Origin of the sequence: Mycolicibacterium nivoides, assembly GCF_003855255.1 — a bacterium.
Taxonomy (GTDB): domain Bacteria; phylum Actinomycetota; class Actinomycetes; order Mycobacteriales; family Mycobacteriaceae; genus Mycobacterium; species Mycobacterium nivoides.
Genome location: NZ_CP034072.1, coordinates 1,900,522 through 1,914,451, shown reverse-complemented (window position 1 = coordinate 1,914,451; position 13,930 = coordinate 1,900,522). Strand labels below are relative to the sequence as shown.

Genomic DNA, 13,930 nt, shown 5'->3' with positions numbered 1-13,930 from the left:
CCGTCTCGGTGTCGCTGGGGGTGGCGCTGCGGAAGTTACCCATCAGTTGCTTTCTGAACCGGTAACGTCTGCAGATCGTGCCGGTTGATGGGCGGGTTGGGGCAAAGGCGCGGATCGCCGCGCGCGCACTAGGTGGTGCCGCGGTGATCGCGATGGTCGTGGTGGGTTGTTCGGCCGTTACCGGCGGTACCGCACAGGTGGATTCCGCCGCGGCGCCCGAGTACCGGGCGTCGGTGAAGGCGTCGATCGAGGAGTCCTCGGCGAGCTCGGTGACCCGCGAATCCGAACGGCAGGCCTCCCTGACCACGCGCGCCGTGCACACCGTGTGCGAGGACCTCAGCACCTCGGCAGTGGACGCGGTCAATGCGGTCAACGGCTATGTCGAGGCCGTCAACAACAATGGCGACACCGCGGCCAAGGCGGGCCCCGCGATCGACGGGCTGAATCGCAGCGCCGATCTGGTCAGTTCCGGCCTGTCAGATGCGCTGTCACCGGATCTGCGCACCGCGCTGACCGAGTGGATCGACTCGGCGCGAGCCCTTGTGGCCGCCATTTCGGGCCATGTCGGCCCGGATCAGTTCAACGCGGCGTCCAACCGATCGAACACCGCCCGAGAGAACGCACTGACCCGATGCGACAAGGCTTACTGACCGGCGGGCGGACAAACTCGCCCGCCGGACACCCGCACCGGTGGGTCGGCGTGCGACGATAGGGCACAACACGCATCGCACGCGCGAATGAGGCGGGCAACGGACAGGTCTTGAGAGAGGCTCGAAGAAAGGTTAAGGAGGACGACGGTGGTCGCGGCGGCGGGGACGGACTCAGGCCCGAACTACGCCCACATCCTGGGGATCCAGAAGGATCAGATAGTCCAGGAACTGGGTTGGGACGAGGATAGCGACGACGACATCCGGGCCGACATCGAGGAAGCGTGCGGCTCCGAGCTGCTCGATGAGGATTCGGACGAAGTCGTAGATGTCGTATTGCTCTGGTGGAGAGACGACGACGGGGATCTGGTCGACCGGCTCATGGACGCCATCACTCCACTCGCCGAGGACGGCGTGATCTGGGTGGTGACCCCCAAGACCGGTAAGCCTGGGCACGTGCAGCCCGCGGAGATCGCCGAATCGGCGCCGACGGCGGGTCTGATGCAGACCTCGTCGGCCACCTTGGGGGACTGGGCGGCGAGTCGGTTGGTGCAGCCGAAATCGAAGGCAGCGGGCAAGCGGGCGCCGTGATGAGCGCTCGCGCGAAGAACAAACGGTGATGCTCGCTGTCGGCGCCCCGGCGCCCGATTTCACGCTCCGGGACCAGAACGGCAGGCCGATCACCCTCAGCGGGTACCGCGGCGCCAAGGACGTGCTGCTGGTGTTCTTTCCGCTGGCCTTCACCGGCGTGTGTGAGGGCGAACTCGGAGAGATCCGCGACAAGCTGCCGTTGTACGAGAACGACGACACGGCGACGCTGGCCATCTCGGTCGGACCGCCTCCGACGCACAAGATCTGGTCGATCGAAAGCGGATTCACGTTCCCGGTGCTGTCGGATTTCTGGCCGCACGGCGCGGTCACCCAGGCCTACGGCGTGTTCAACTCCGATGCCGGATACCCGAACCGGGGCACGTTCGTCGTCGACCGGGCCGGCCAGATCCGCTTCGCCGAGATGATGGACCCGGGTCAGGCACGCGATCAGGCCGTGTGGCGGGAGGCACTGGCCGCGCTGAAAGGGTGAAGTAGTCTGTCCTTCCTTTGCGGGATTTCCGGTCACGGCGTATCGGCGTGTACCGTGCCTGCGACGGGGCGCGTAGCTCAGTGGTAGAGCTCTGGTTTTACACACCAGCGGTCGGCGGTTCGATACCGTCCGCGCCCACCATCAAATTCCCCGGTCCTAGGACCACACCGGCTTCGCGCGTTTCAGTGCGAGTTCCTGGCCGCGCATGACGGTCTCACCCCAGCACGAAGGGCTCTCCCGGGAGTACTTCATGTTGACGAACCCCGTGAGATCGCGCCTGATGACGTACTTGAACGCGACCGGGCCCGTCTTCGGCTGGGAGCTGCCGGGCCGGCACTGCACGCCGGGGTTGACGCGTTCACCGACCCAGGCGCCCTTGTGCCGGTCGGCGGCGGCATCCCACGACAGGTCCAGCTGCCAGTCGCCCTCCGGCGCGGGCGAGTGCACGCGCAGACATTCGGGCCCGCAGCCCGTCAGGGTCCAGTCGTAGGGGTGCGGCGCGGCGTTGCCCGAGGTCTCGGTGACGGTGTAGACGCCCGGCCGGGGCAGCGGCGGAACCGGTGGCTCAGGGGCGGCGGCCGGCGGGCCGGATGACTGCAGGCCGCCGAGCGCGAATCCGATTGCCAGCGAAACAGCAACCAGGACAATGGCGTCTTTCAAAAGGGACCTCCGCGACGGATCATATCCGCGCCAACCCTCGATACTCTGCGGTACCACCGGAGTTCAGTTCCCGGCGAAGAACTCCAGGGCGATGCCGTCGGGATCGCGAAAACTCAGCCCCGACCCGTACGGCGCGTCGACGATCCCGCCGTGGGCGATGCCCAGCCCGTCGAGCCGGTCCACCCAGGCCTGCAGTTCCGCACGCGACGCGCAGCCGAAGCCGACGTGGTCCAGGCCCACCCGGAACTCGCTGAAACGCTCGTCGGGCGCGGGATTCCGGTGTTGATGGATGCCGAACAGTGTGCCGCCCTCCAGCAGCCACACCAGGTGATGGAAGCCGGCGTCGGTGTCCTCGTCGAGCACCGGATCGGCGTCGAACAGCGTGCGGTACCACGGGCCGCTGACCGCCAGATCGCGGACGGTGACCGCCACATGAGCGAGCGCTGGGAACGTCATTTCGCCTCCTCGATCAGACCACCCGTTTGCCGAAGCGGTCACGGATCCGCATGTCCCACAGATAAAGCTGATAGCCGAGCAACCACACCTCGTGGGGGATCACGCGATCGGCGACCCGCAGCCCGGTCAACAACCGCTCGAACCGCCGCTGTTGATCGGCCGTCCAGCTCATCCGCATATGACCGCGGAACTCCGCGGGCAGGAACCCGGTGGTGGCGAACAGGTTGAACCGCCCGGCCAGCAGCCGTATCGGCGCGGGCAGAAACGCCAAGAACGCCAAAGTGGCCACTCCATACAAATGCTCGCGCACCGGCGGGTCGATCCGCAGGTCCTGCAGCGACTGCTTCCAATACGAGTCGAAGGCGTTGCGGTCCTCGGGCCACATCTCGTCGCGCACCTGCAGAGTGGTGCCCAGGGTGCGGGCATCGGCATAGATCGCGTCGGCGGATTCCTCGTCGAGCGGCCCGTAGAGGAACTCGTGCATGTCGACGTAGTAGCGGTACAGGCAGGCCGCCACCCACAGCTGCAACCGCGGGTCGAAAGCGTTGTAGGACACCGGGCTTGACTCCCGTGAGCGGACTATGGCGTGCACCCTGTCGATCTGCGCGCGCAGCAGCGCACGGTCGGCATTGGTGCCCATGGTGGCTGCGGCCAGGTAGGTGCCGGTGGTGCGGGCCCGTTTGAACGGATGCTTGTAGACGTTGCCGCTGTCCACCGGGCTCTCCAGGACGCCGTAACCGACACCCGGGGCGGACAACTGCATGATGACATTGGCCGCGGGCAGCAGCGCCGCCGCCGGGTTGAGCAGATCGGTGACCCGTCGCGGGCGTGGTGCCGGACCCAGCCTCATGAATTCGAGTAGACCACTTTGTGAGACGCTGCCGAGGTGTTTGCGCGTAGAAGCCGACGAGCCTGGCAAGGTCGGGCCGCTGGTATCGCCGTGGGATTCCTGGCCGACCTGCTGCTGGGGGACCCGACCCGCGGACATCCGGTGGCCGGGTTCGGCACTGGCGCAGCACGGTTGGAAAAGCTGACCTACGCCGACAATCGCGGGGCAGGCGTCCTGCACACCGGGCTGCTGCTCGGCGGGCTGGCCGGGCTGGGCTGGGCAGCGGGGCGCGGTGACCGGGTCTGGGTGACGGCGGCGGCCACCTATGTCGCACTCGGCGGCACATCGCTCAACCGGGTCGGGCATCAGATGGCGACGCTGCTGGCCACCGACGACGTGGCCGGAGCCCGTCGACTTTTGCCCTCCCTGTGCGGGCGGGATCCCGCCGCGCTGGATGTCTCGGGCCTGACGCGGGCCACCGTGGAATCGCTGGCCGAGAACACCTCTGACGCCCAGGTGGCACCGCTGTTCTGGGCGGCGATCGGCGGGGTACCAGCAGTGCTGGTGTACCGGGGAGCCAACACGCTGGACGCGATGATCGGGCACCGCTCGCCGCGCTACAACTACTTCGGTTGGGCGGCAGCCAGATTCGACGATGTACTGAACTATCTGCCGGCCCGGTTGACCGGGGTGCTGGCGGTGCTGTGTGCCCCGGTGGTGGACGGGTCGCCGGCCGCGGCGTTGCGCGCCTGGCGGCACGACGCATCCCGCCATCCCAGCCCCAATGCCGGGGTGGCCGAGGCGTCTTTCGCCGGGGCGCTCGGGGTGCGTCTGGGCGGCCCGACGCAGTACGCGCATCAGCTGGAGATCCGGCCGACCCTGGGCGACGGGCGCATCCCCGAGGTGGTCGATGTGGCCCGGGCGGTGCGGCTCTCGCGCGCCGTGCAGGCCTCGGCGGCCGCGGTGGCGGTGCTGTTGGCGCTCAGCGGCGCTTCCCGTAGCGGTCGGCGAGCTTCTCCTCGTTGGTGAGTTCGCGGGCGGGCTCGTCGGACGCCTTTTGGGCGGCGGCCCGTTCGCGCCGACGTTGCTGTATCTCGGCGTAGACGAAGTAGCCGAGTCCCAACGGGGCGACGATGCCGAACGCGATCCACTGGATGCCGTAGGACAGGAACGGTCCGGCGTCGAGGTGGGGAAGCGAGATCTCCCCGAGCCCGCCGGGCTGGTCGGCCACCAACTGCAGATACGACCCGGCCAGTGGCACCCCGGTGATCGAGGAGATCTGCTCGGTGTTGATCGAATACACCTGCTGCGCGCCATCCTCGCCGCGGAACGGCTCCTTGCCCACGACCCGGGCTTCCGCATCACGCAGACGCGCGGTGATGGTCACCTGGCCCGCCGGTGCGGCCGCGAACTCGGGCACCTTGTTTCCGTCGATGGGGGTGATGAAGCCGCGATCGACCAGCACCACCGGCCCGCCGTCCACGGCGAACGGGGTGAGCACCTCGAAGGCCGGCTCGCCGTCGACCACCCGCAGCCGGACCAGCACCTCGGCCTTGGGCAGGTAATGGCCGGTGGCGGTGACGCGCTGCCACTGGGCGTCGGGTGCGATCGAATCCTGTTGCGGCAGAAGGGTGGTGACCGGAACCGGATCGGCCTGCAGCGAATGGCTGATCTGGTTGTTCTCCCGCGAGGTCTTGGTGTTCTTGCCCAACTGCCACGGCGCCAGCACGGTGAAACACAGGTAGGCGAATGCCGCCACCACGATGAACAGCGCTATCCACTGGGGCCGCAGCAGGAAGGTCAGCCGCTTCATCAGGCCACGATTCCTCGGGCGGTCAGTGCCTGATCGACCCAGCTGTGCAGCCCGGGCAGGGACGCTTCGATCACGGTGAACACATCCTCGAAATCGGTCTTGGCGCCGTAGTAGGGGTCCTCCACGTCTCGAGCATGCGCGCCCGAGCGCGGGTCGAACGAGCGCAGCATCCGCAGCCGCTCGTCCGGCACCCCCAGATCGGTCAGGATGCGCAGGTGGTTGCGACCGAGCGCGACCACCAGGTCGGCGCCGAGATGGTCGTCGGAGACCTGGGCCGCGACGTGATCGCTGGGATAGCCGCGCTCGCGCAACACCAGGCAGGCACGCGCGTCGGCGCCGTCACCGGCATGCCAGCCGCCGGTGCCGCCGCTGCTCACCCGGACGACGTCGGCCAGGCCGCGCTCGCTGATCTGGTGGGCGAACATCTTCTCGGCCATGGGGGAGCGGCAGATGTTGCCCGAGCACACGAACGTGACGTGCAGAACCGGCTCGGTGGAAACGTCAGACACCGAGCACCTCCCGAAGTGCGGCGACGGTGTCGACGTGAGCGTGCGCAGTCACCGCGGTGGGACCGGAGAAGTCCGTGGCGCCGTAGCCCCAGCCGACCACCACGGTGTCGATGCCGTGCTCGGCCGCGCCCTCGACATCGTGCATCCGGTCACCGACCATCAGGACGCGCTGCGGCAGGGGTTCGAGTTGGGCCAGCGCGTGGGCGACCACGTCGGCCTTGGCCGCCCGGACGCCGTCGGGGCTGGCTCCCGCGATCACCTCGAAATAGCCGTCCAGGCCGAAATGCTCCAGGATGCGCCGCGCCGTGGGCTCGGCCTTCGAGGTCGCGACGGCCAGCCGCACCCCGGCCGCGCGCAGATCTGCCAACAACGGCTCGACGCCGTCGAACAGGCTGTTCATCGCCCATCCGCGGCTCGTGTAATCGGCGCGGTAGGCGGCGATCGCGGCGTCGGCGTCGAAGCTCGTCTCACCGCGGCTCAACGACTGCAGCGTCTCGTGCATGGGCGGACCCACGATGCGTCCCGCCAGGTCACCATCGGGGACACCGGCACCGACCTGGGCCAGCGCGTGGCGGAAACTCGACACGATCCCGGCCGCCGAATCGGTCAGGGTGCCGTCGAGGTCGAACAGCACCAGCTGCGGTCGGGTGCGTTCCAGCGTGTCAGTCACGTGCCCATTCTCCCGTATGCCGCTGGCAGTCCTCCGGATGCCCAGCTGAGCACCCCGACCACTAGGGTCGTGCTGTGTCGAGTCGAAACCGTGTAGGGGCCCGTGCCGGCGCCCGCTACCACGGCGACCAGGCCGCATTGCCGGGCATGCTGGACTTCGCGGTCAACGTGCGCCCCGGCGGTCCTCCGGCCTGGTTGACCGACCGGCTGACGTCCCGGCTGCCCGACCTGGGCAGCTACCCGAGCCAGGCCGATCAGCGCCGGGCCGTCGACGCCGTCGCGACCCGCCACGGCCGCGCCGCGGACGAGGTGGCCCTGCTGGCCGGCGGGGCCGAGGGATTCGCCCTGCTGGCGGGACTGCGGCCGGAGCTCGCCGCCCTGATCGCCCCGTCGTTCACCGAACCCGAAGCGGTCCTGGCCGAGGCCGGGGTGCGGATTCACCACGTGGTGTTGCCCGCACCGTTCACCCTCGCCGGCATGGCGGTGCCGGACGAGGCCGACCTGGTGGTGGTCGGCAACCCGACCAATCCCACCGGGGTGTTGCACCGCCGCGAGGACATCCTGGCGTTTCGCCGGCCGGGCCGGCTCATCGTCGTGGACGAGGCGTTCGCCGACGGCATCCCCGGTGAGGCGCAGACGCTGGCCTCCGAATCGCTGCCCGACGTGCTGGTGCTGCGCAGCCTGACCAAGACCTGGTCACTGGCCGGGCTGCGGGTGGGCTATGCCCTGGGTGCGCCCGAGGTGCTGGCCCGGCTCACCGCGCGCCGCCCGCACTGGCCGCTGGGCACGCTGCAACTGGAGGCGATCGCTGCGGCCAGCAGTCCGGAGGCGGTAGCCGAGGCCGATGCCGGGGCACGGCGCCTCGCCGAACTCCGGGGTGCGATGGTCGCCGGGCTCGATGGGCTCGGCCTGCACGTGGTGGCCGGCGACGCGCCGTTTGTGCTGTTCACGGTGCCCGACGCGGAGTTGATGCGAAAACATCTGGAAAGCAAAAGCATTGCGGTACGCCGTTGCGATACTTTCGTGGGCCTGCCGGAAAATTACCTGCGCGCCGCGGTGCGGCCGGAATGGCCCGCGCTGATCGACGCCATGACGGAGGTGCTGCAATGAGCGCGCGACCGGTCGGGGTGCCGTTGACCGACGTGATCGCCGCACTGGACGCGGCGTACCCGCCGCAGCTGGCCCACGACTGGGACTCGGTGGGGCTGGTGTGCGGCGATCCCGACGAGCCGGTCGAATCGGTGACCATCGCAGTCGATGCGACCGAGGCCGTGGTCGACGAGGTACCCGAACGTGGACTGCTGCTGGCCCACCACCCGCTGCTGCTGCGCGGCGTGGACACCGTCGCGGCCGACACCGCCAAGGGCGCGCTGATCCACCGGTTGATCCGCACCGGGCGGGCCTTGTTCACCGCGCACACCAATGCCGATGCGGCCTCGCCCGGGGTGTCCGATGCGCTGGCCGAGGCGCTGGGCCTGACTGTCGACGCGGTGCTGTCGCCGGCGGCGTCGGGTCCCGATCTGGACAAATGGGTGGTGTTCGTGCCGGCCTCGGACGCGCCGAAGGTGCGAGAGGCGCTGTTCGACGCGGGCGCCGGGCGCATCGGCGACTACTCGCACTGCAGTTGGAGCGTGGCCGGAACCGGGCAGTTCCTGCCGCATGACGGGGCCACCCCGGCCATCGGCGAGGTGGGCACCGTCGAGCAGGTGGCCGAGGACCGGGTGGAGGTGATCGCCCCCTCACGGCTGCGCGCGACCGTCCTGTCCGCCCTGCGGGCCGCGCATCCCTATGAGGAGCCTGCCTTCGACATCTTCGCCCTGGCCCCGATTCCCGGTGACGTGGGAATCGGCCGGATCGGCGAGCTGGACCGACCGGTCCCGTTGTCGGTCTTCGCATCCCGGGTGCGAGCGGCACTGCCGGCGACCTCATGGGGCGTGCGGACCTCGGGTGATCCCGACGCGATGGTGTCGCGGGTCGCGGTGTGCGGGGGAGCGGGCGATTCACTGCTGGGCACGGTGGCCCGGGCCGGCGTACAGGCCTATGTCACATCGGATCTGCGGCACCACCCCGCCGACGAGCACCGCCGGGCCTCACCGGTCGCGCTGGTCGACGTGGCGCACTGGGCCACCGAATTCCCCTGGTGCGCCCAGGCGGCGGGGGTGCTGCACAGACAGTTCGGCGATGCGCTGCAGGTGCGGGTGTCGTCGGTGCGCACCGACCCGTGGAACGTCGAGTGCTGACCGCAGCGGACGAAATGAACGCAGGAAACCACAGCTACATGAAAGTCAGGGCATGAAAGCCGAAGTAAAACAACAACGTTCGCTTCTCGCGCTGACCGAGGTCGATGCCGAACTCGGGCGCCTGGCGCACCGCGCCAAGAACCTGGCCGAACAGCAGCAGGTGGACGAGGCGCAGGCCGCGCACGCCGCGGCCAGCGACGGGGTAGGCGTCCTCGGCATCGCGCTGGAAGACCTGGAAGCCCAGGTGACCAAGCTTGAGAGCGAGATCGACTCGGTACGTCAGCGTGAGGACCGCGACCGCGGGCTGATCGACGGCGGCACGGTGGGCGCCAAACAGGTCGCCGAGATCCAGCACGAACTGGAAACGTTGCAGCGCAGGCAATCCAGCCTGGAGGACTCGCTGCTGGAGCTCATGGAACGGCGCGAGGAACTGTCGAATCAGCAGGCCGAGGCGCTGCAACGCATCGACGACCTGCAGACCGCTCTGTCCGCGGCGCAGCGGGCCCGGGATGCCGCGCTGGTGGAGATCGACCAGGCCAAGCATCAGGCCGTGACTCGCCGCGACGGGCTGGTGAGCGTCATCGATCCCGAACTGGTCAGTGTCTACGAACGTCAGCGGGCCCGGGGCGGCGCGGGGGCCGGGCTGCTCCAGGGCCGGCGCTGCGGCGCCTGCCGGATCGAGATCGACCGCGGGGAGAGCGCCCGGATCGCCGCGGCCGCTGAGGACGACGTGCTGCGTTGCCCCGAGTGCGGGGCAATCCTCTTGCGGATCAAGCAGTGAAGGTACTTGTCGAAGCAGACGGCGGCTCCCGGGGCAATCCCGGACCGGCGGGCTACGGCGCCGTCGTGCTCGACGCCGACCACGACGCGGTGCTGGCCGAGCGCAAGGAAGCGATCGGCCGGGCCACCAACAACGTGGCCGAATATCGCGGACTGATCGCCGGTTTGGAGGCCGCCACCGAGCTGGGGGCTGCCGAGGTGGCGGTGTCGATGGATTCCAAACTCATCGTGGAACAGATGTCGGGGCGCTGGAAAGTCAAGCATCCCGATCTGATTCCTCTGCAGCGCCGGGCTGCCGAACTTGCCGCTGGTTTCGAACGGGTCAGCTACGCGTGGATCCCGCGGGAACGCAACAGCCACGCCGACCGGCTGGCGAACGAGGCCATGGACGCGGCCGCGGGCATCGTCAGCGACACGCCCGCCGTCGAACCGGCCAAACAACCCGTCCAGGCAGAGCAGGCCGCACCGTCGGCACCTGGGTGGACGGGTGCCACCGGGGCACCCACCCGGCTGTTGCTGTTGCGTCACGGTCAGACCGAATTGTCGATCGCCCGCCGGTATTCGGGGCGCGGCAACCCGGCGCTGACCGAGGAGGGGCGCAGGCAGGCCGACGCTGCCGCGCGCTATCTCGGTGCACGCGGCGGCGTTGCGGCGGTGGTCACCTCGCCGCTGGAGCGGGCGTATGAGACGGCGACAGCTGCGGCCAAGGCGCTCGGCGTTGATGTCCGCGTCGACGACGACCTGATCGAGACGGACTTCGGCGATTGGGAAGGGCTCACGTTCGCCGAAGCCGCGCAACGGGATCCGGAACTGCACCGGCGCTGGCTGCAGGACACGAGCGTCGAGCCACCCGGGGGCGAGAGCTTCGACGCGGTGGCCCATCGGGTCCGCCGGGCCCGCACCCGGATCATCTCCGAGTACGGCGAGGCGACGGTTCTGGTGGTCTCCCACGTGACCCCGATCAAGACGATCCTGCGGCTGGCGCTCGATGCCGGCGAGGGAATCCTGTACCGGCTGCATCTGGACCTGGCATCGCTGTCGATCGCCGAGTTCTACGCCGACGGAGGATCTTCGGTCCGGTTGGTCAACCAGACCGCGTACCTGTAGGTCAGGCGTGCAGGTGTAGTTGCTCGCCGTGCGGACCGAAGATGGTGATCGCCTCGACCGGTCCGTCGACCACCCCGAACCAGTGCGGTGTCCAGGTCGAGAATTCCACGGCCTCACCGGGATTGACGACGAAGTCCTGCTCGCCCAGGATCAGGCGCAGTTGTCCGGACAGCACGTACATCCAGTCGCGTCCTTCGTGGACGGGGAATTCGGCGGGAGGCTTGCGGCGCTTCGCGCTGATCCGGATCTTGTAGGCGTGCAACCCGGCCGCCGGGCCCTGCCGGGTCAACGGCCAATACGTGATGTTGTGGTGGGTGTGTGAGCTGCCGGTGACCCGGGGGTCCTCTGCCTGCGGCGCGCGCAGCAACTCGTCGGTGGTCACCGACAGGGCGGCGGCCAACCGGGGTAGGTGGTCCAGGGCCAGTCGGCGCTTGCCCGATTCCAACCGGCTCAGTGTCGACACGTCGATCTGGGCGCGGCGCGCGACGTCTTCCAGGGTGAGCCCCCGTTGGGCCCGCAACTCCCGCAGGCGACCGCGGACGAGGGCGTCGATGTCGGCGGGTTCGGCAGCGTTTGCCTCCATGGCAAAACAGCTTGGCACTTTGCCATGTGATTGGGCAAGCTCGAAGGCATGGAAAACATCTGGGATTGCGTCATCGTCGGAGGCGGGGCGGCCGGTCTGAGTGCGGCGCTGGTACTGGGCCGGGCCCGGCGACGGGTACTGCTGGTCGACGCGGGGAATCAGAGCAACCTGGCCGCACACGGAATCGGCGGCCTGCTGGGCAGCGACGGCCGTCCGCCCGCCGACCTCTATGCCGCCGGCCGCGCCGAGTTGGCCGCCTACCCCACGGTGGAGGTGCGCACGGGTGAAGTCGTGCGCGGGGAGCCGGGATTCGCGCTCGAGCTGGCCGACGGAACCCGCGAGCAGGCCAGGACGGTGCTGCTGGCCACCGGAATGGAATACCGGGGGCCGAACATCGGCGGGCTCGAAGAGCTGTGGGGTGCTTCGGTTTTCCACTGCCCGTTCTGCCACGGCTGGGAGATGCGCGACGCGCCGGTCGCGGTGATCGCCCAGGGTGACCGTGCCGTGCACTCGGCGTTGATGATGCGCGGCTGGACCGAGGATCTGGTGGTCCTCACCAATGGGGACACCGGGCTGGACGACGCTCAGGTCAAGCAGCTGGACGCGGCCGGAATCAGCGTCGACGAGCGTCTGATCGCCCGCTTCGTCGCACACGACGGCGAACTGGGGGCCGTCGAGTTCACCGACGGCACCCGACTGGCCAGGCGTGGGGCGCTCGTCGCTGCCACCCTGCATCAACGTTCGCCGCTGGCGGCGCAACTCGGTGCCGTGTCTGCTCCCGGGCCGATCGCCGCGGACGCCCTCGTCGTCGACGCGTTCGCCCGCACCTCGGTGCCCGGACTGTTCGCCGCGGGGGACCTGGGTGCCCAGATGCCGCAGGTGGCCACGGCGGTGGCATCGGGCAGCCAGGCCGGCGCCGCCGTCGTGCAGCACCTGCTCGGTGAAGACGTCGGGCTCCCGGTGCCGCCGTGGCCCGCCCAAACGGCCGTCACCGCCCAGTACTGGGAGCGGCATTACGGGCAGCGGGGCCGCATCTGGAGTGGACGGGTCAACGCCCAACTGGCCAAGATCGCCGCGGACCTGCCGGCGGGCAGGGCGCTGGATCTCGGCTGCGGCGAGGGCGGTGACTCCGTCTGGCTGGCCGAGCGGGGCTGGCAGGTGACGGGTGTCGACGTCTCCGACACCGCGCTCGCGCGGGCCGCGTCCGAGGCGCGGGAACGAGGCGTGGCGGACCGCATCACGTTCGAGCGCCACGATCTGTCCGAGAGCCTGCCGTCCGGCCGCTTCGACCTGGTGTCGGCCCAATTCCTGCAGTCACCGATCGCCATGGACCGCGCCGCGTTGCTGCGCCGTGCCGCCGGCGCGGTGGCCGGCGGCGGCCTGCTGGTCATCGTCGATCACGGTGCCGCCCCGCCCTGGGCCCCCGAGCATGTCCGGAAGTTCGCCTTCCCCAGCGCCGATGACGTCGTCGATTCACTGAACCTCGATGACGCGGAATGGGAACGGATCCGGGTGGGAACCGACGAGCGGGAGGCGACGGGGCCCGACGGGCAGCCCGGCATCCTGATCGACAACGTGATGGTGCTGCGGCGGCGTTGACGGGCAGCCCCCGCCGCCGCAGGCCAGTGGCTATGCGGTGCCAGATGCCGTGGCGGGGATGTCCGTGCGCTGCGTCAGCCGGATGCTGTTGCCCGACGGATCACGGAAGCCGGAATCGATGCCGTAGGGCATCTGGTTCGGCGGTTCGGTGAACTCGACGCCGCGCGCGGTCAGCTCGTCGTAGCTCTTCTGGCAGTCCTCGGTGGTCAGAAACACCGTGCCGGCGAAGCCCTTTGCGGTCAGGTCCTGGACCTGCTTCTGCGTCTGCTCATCCATCACGGGCTCGCCGGGCACGGCCATCAGCACGATGCCGACCTCGTCTTGTCCGGGCGGGCCGACCGTGAGCCACCGGAATGCGCCCATCTCTTCGGGGAACGAAACATCTTCGCGCACTTCCATTCCCACCTTCTCGGTCCAGAATTTCAGCGCGACTTCCTGATCGTGAACCCACAAGTGCGTGTATGCGATTTTCATCATGGCACGACGCTACGTGCGGTCCGGTCCGGCCGTCTTCTCCGTTTGTGCTGTCTTGGGCCGGCCGGCGTGGGGACGCCGGGTGTCGCGCGCCAGGATGCAACTGGGCACCGGGGCGCGGAGCATGGCCGGCGGCAGGCTCGCCCGGTAGGCGGCCGGGGGCTTGCCGTACGCCCGCGCGAAATTCGTGGTGAACGAGCCGACGCTCTGCAGGCCGACCATCACGCAGATGTCGGCGACCGAACGGTCGGTGTTGCGCAGCAGTGCCGCGGCCCGCTCGAGGCGCCGACTCTGCAGGTAGGCACGGGGAGACTCACCGAAGGTGCGGGTGAACATCCGGCTGAAGTGCGCTCGGGACAATCCGGCGGCCGCCGCGAGGTCGTCGACGGTGATCGGATCCGCGTAACGGGCGTCCGCGAGATCCTTCGCACGGAGCAAATATCGTGCCGGTGGCACCTGGACCATGCGATTAAGGGTACGGTG

Annotated in this window: 18 protein-coding genes and 1 tRNA gene; 10 read left to right on the top strand and 9 right to left on the bottom strand. The window is 69.2% G+C overall.

The genetic code is table 11. The features are described 5' to 3' along the window. Positions 1-77 precede the first annotated feature (77 nt). The 4 genes from EH231_RS09155 (at position 78) to EH231_RS09140 (ending at position 1,869) form a co-directional block, all read left to right on the top strand. Complete coding sequence (locus EH231_RS09155; protein WP_234927195.1) at positions 78-650, top strand: Rv2240c family protein; 573 nt, start codon at positions 78-80, stop codon at positions 648-650. Between the two features lie 147 nt (positions 651-797). After that, the gene (locus tag EH231_RS09150; RefSeq protein ID WP_090431349.1) at positions 798-1,238 is read left to right on the top strand and encodes a DUF3052 domain-containing protein; all 441 of its coding nucleotides are present in this window, start codon (positions 798-800) and stop codon (positions 1,236-1,238) included. 28 nt (positions 1,239-1,266) lie between these two features. Then, positions 1,267-1,728 carry a peroxiredoxin gene (locus EH231_RS09145; RefSeq protein WP_090431347.1) on the top strand — a complete coding sequence of 154 codons (462 nt, stop codon included), beginning with the start codon at positions 1,267-1,269 and terminating at the stop codon, positions 1,726-1,728. Between the two features lie 66 nt (positions 1,729-1,794). Continuing rightward, positions 1,795-1,869 (top strand) — tRNA-Val (locus tag EH231_RS09140). 15 nt (positions 1,870-1,884) lie between these two features. On the opposite strand, the gene EH231_RS09135 is transcribed toward EH231_RS09140, so the two are convergent. The 3 genes from EH231_RS09135 to EH231_RS09125 form a co-directional block, all read right to left on the bottom strand. After that, positions 1,885-2,388 carry a hypothetical protein gene (locus tag EH231_RS09135; protein WP_090431345.1) on the bottom strand — a complete coding sequence of 168 codons (504 nt, stop codon included), beginning with the start codon at positions 2,386-2,388 and terminating at the stop codon, positions 1,885-1,887. Between the two features lie 63 nt (positions 2,389-2,451). Further along, complete coding sequence (locus EH231_RS09130; protein ID WP_090431343.1) at positions 2,452-2,844, bottom strand: VOC family protein; 393 nt, start codon at positions 2,842-2,844, stop codon at positions 2,452-2,454. Positions 2,845-2,857: 13 nt separating this feature from the next. After that, positions 2,858-3,694, bottom strand: coding sequence for an oxygenase MpaB family protein (locus EH231_RS09125; RefSeq protein ID WP_124712271.1), 837 nt, complete (start codon positions 3,692-3,694; stop codon positions 2,858-2,860). A gap of 36 nt (positions 3,695-3,730) precedes the next feature. On the opposite strand from EH231_RS09125, the gene EH231_RS09120 reads away from it, so the two are divergent. Further along, positions 3,731-4,702: a cobalamin biosynthesis protein gene (locus tag EH231_RS09120; protein ID WP_124712270.1), complete on the top strand. Its 972-nt coding sequence runs from the start codon at positions 3,731-3,733 to the stop codon at positions 4,700-4,702. Here the strand turns inward: EH231_RS09120 and EH231_RS09115 are convergent. From EH231_RS09115 to EH231_RS09105, 3 genes are all read right to left on the bottom strand, one after another. Then, positions 4,656-5,486 (bottom strand): SURF1 family cytochrome oxidase biogenesis protein, encoded by an 831-nt coding sequence (locus EH231_RS09115; protein ID WP_124712269.1) that lies wholly within the window; start codon positions 5,484-5,486, stop codon positions 4,656-4,658. The genes EH231_RS09120 and EH231_RS09115 overlap by 47 nt on opposite strands. Further along, positions 5,486-5,923 (bottom strand): arsenate reductase/protein-tyrosine-phosphatase family protein, encoded by a 438-nt coding sequence (locus tag EH231_RS09110; protein WP_234940484.1) that lies wholly within the window; start codon positions 5,921-5,923, stop codon positions 5,486-5,488. The genes EH231_RS09115 and EH231_RS09110 overlap by 1 nt, the downstream gene beginning before the upstream one ends. Positions 5,924-5,987: 64 nt before the next feature. Beyond that, positions 5,988-6,665: an HAD-IA family hydrolase gene (locus EH231_RS09105; RefSeq protein ID WP_124712267.1), complete on the bottom strand. Its 678-nt coding sequence runs from the start codon at positions 6,663-6,665 to the stop codon at positions 5,988-5,990. Positions 6,666-6,739: 74 nt separating this feature from the next. Between EH231_RS09105 and cobC the strand changes: the two genes are divergently transcribed. Genes cobC through EH231_RS09085 form a run of 4 tightly spaced genes read left to right on the top strand, consistent with a single transcriptional unit; the run spans position 6,740 to position 10,791 of the window. Further along, positions 6,740-7,774: an Rv2231c family histidinol phosphate aminotransferase CobC gene (cobC, locus tag EH231_RS09100; RefSeq protein WP_124712266.1), complete on the top strand. Its 1,035-nt coding sequence runs from the start codon at positions 6,740-6,742 to the stop codon at positions 7,772-7,774. Continuing rightward, complete coding sequence (locus EH231_RS09095) at positions 7,771-8,904, top strand: Nif3-like dinuclear metal center hexameric protein (RefSeq protein WP_124712265.1); 1,134 nt, start codon at positions 7,771-7,773, stop codon at positions 8,902-8,904. Before cobC ends, EH231_RS09095 begins: the two co-directional genes overlap by 4 nt. 52 nt (positions 8,905-8,956) lie before the next feature. Continuing rightward, on the top strand, positions 8,957-9,685 hold the full coding sequence (locus EH231_RS09090) for a zinc ribbon domain-containing protein (protein WP_090431327.1): 729 nt from the start codon (positions 8,957-8,959) through the stop codon (positions 9,683-9,685). Beyond that, entirely contained in the window at positions 9,682-10,791 is a 1,110-nt protein-coding gene (locus tag EH231_RS09085; protein ID WP_124712264.1) for a bifunctional RNase H/acid phosphatase, read from the top strand. The genes EH231_RS09090 and EH231_RS09085 overlap by 4 nt, the downstream gene beginning before the upstream one ends. A gap of 1 nt (position 10,792) precedes the next feature. On the opposite strand, the gene EH231_RS09080 is transcribed toward EH231_RS09085, so the two are convergent. Further along, entirely contained in the window at positions 10,793-11,374 is a 582-nt protein-coding gene (locus EH231_RS09080) for a type II toxin-antitoxin system RelB family anti-toxin (protein ID WP_090431322.1), read from the bottom strand. Between the two features lie 48 nt (positions 11,375-11,422). On the opposite strand from EH231_RS09080, the gene EH231_RS34700 reads away from it, so the two are divergent. Next, positions 11,423-12,973 (top strand): FAD-dependent oxidoreductase, encoded by a 1,551-nt coding sequence (locus EH231_RS34700; RefSeq protein WP_124712263.1) that lies wholly within the window; start codon positions 11,423-11,425, stop codon positions 12,971-12,973. A 30-nt stretch (positions 12,974-13,003) separates the two neighbouring features. Here the strand turns inward: EH231_RS34700 and EH231_RS09070 are convergent, their stop codons facing one another. After that, positions 13,004-13,450: a VOC family protein gene (locus tag EH231_RS09070; RefSeq protein WP_090431319.1), complete on the bottom strand. Its 447-nt coding sequence runs from the start codon at positions 13,448-13,450 to the stop codon at positions 13,004-13,006. Positions 13,451-13,459: 9 nt separating this feature from the next. After that, on the bottom strand, positions 13,460-13,912 hold the full coding sequence (locus EH231_RS09065; protein ID WP_090431317.1) for a helix-turn-helix transcriptional regulator: 453 nt from the start codon (positions 13,910-13,912) through the stop codon (positions 13,460-13,462). Positions 13,913-13,930: the final 18 nt, after the last annotated feature.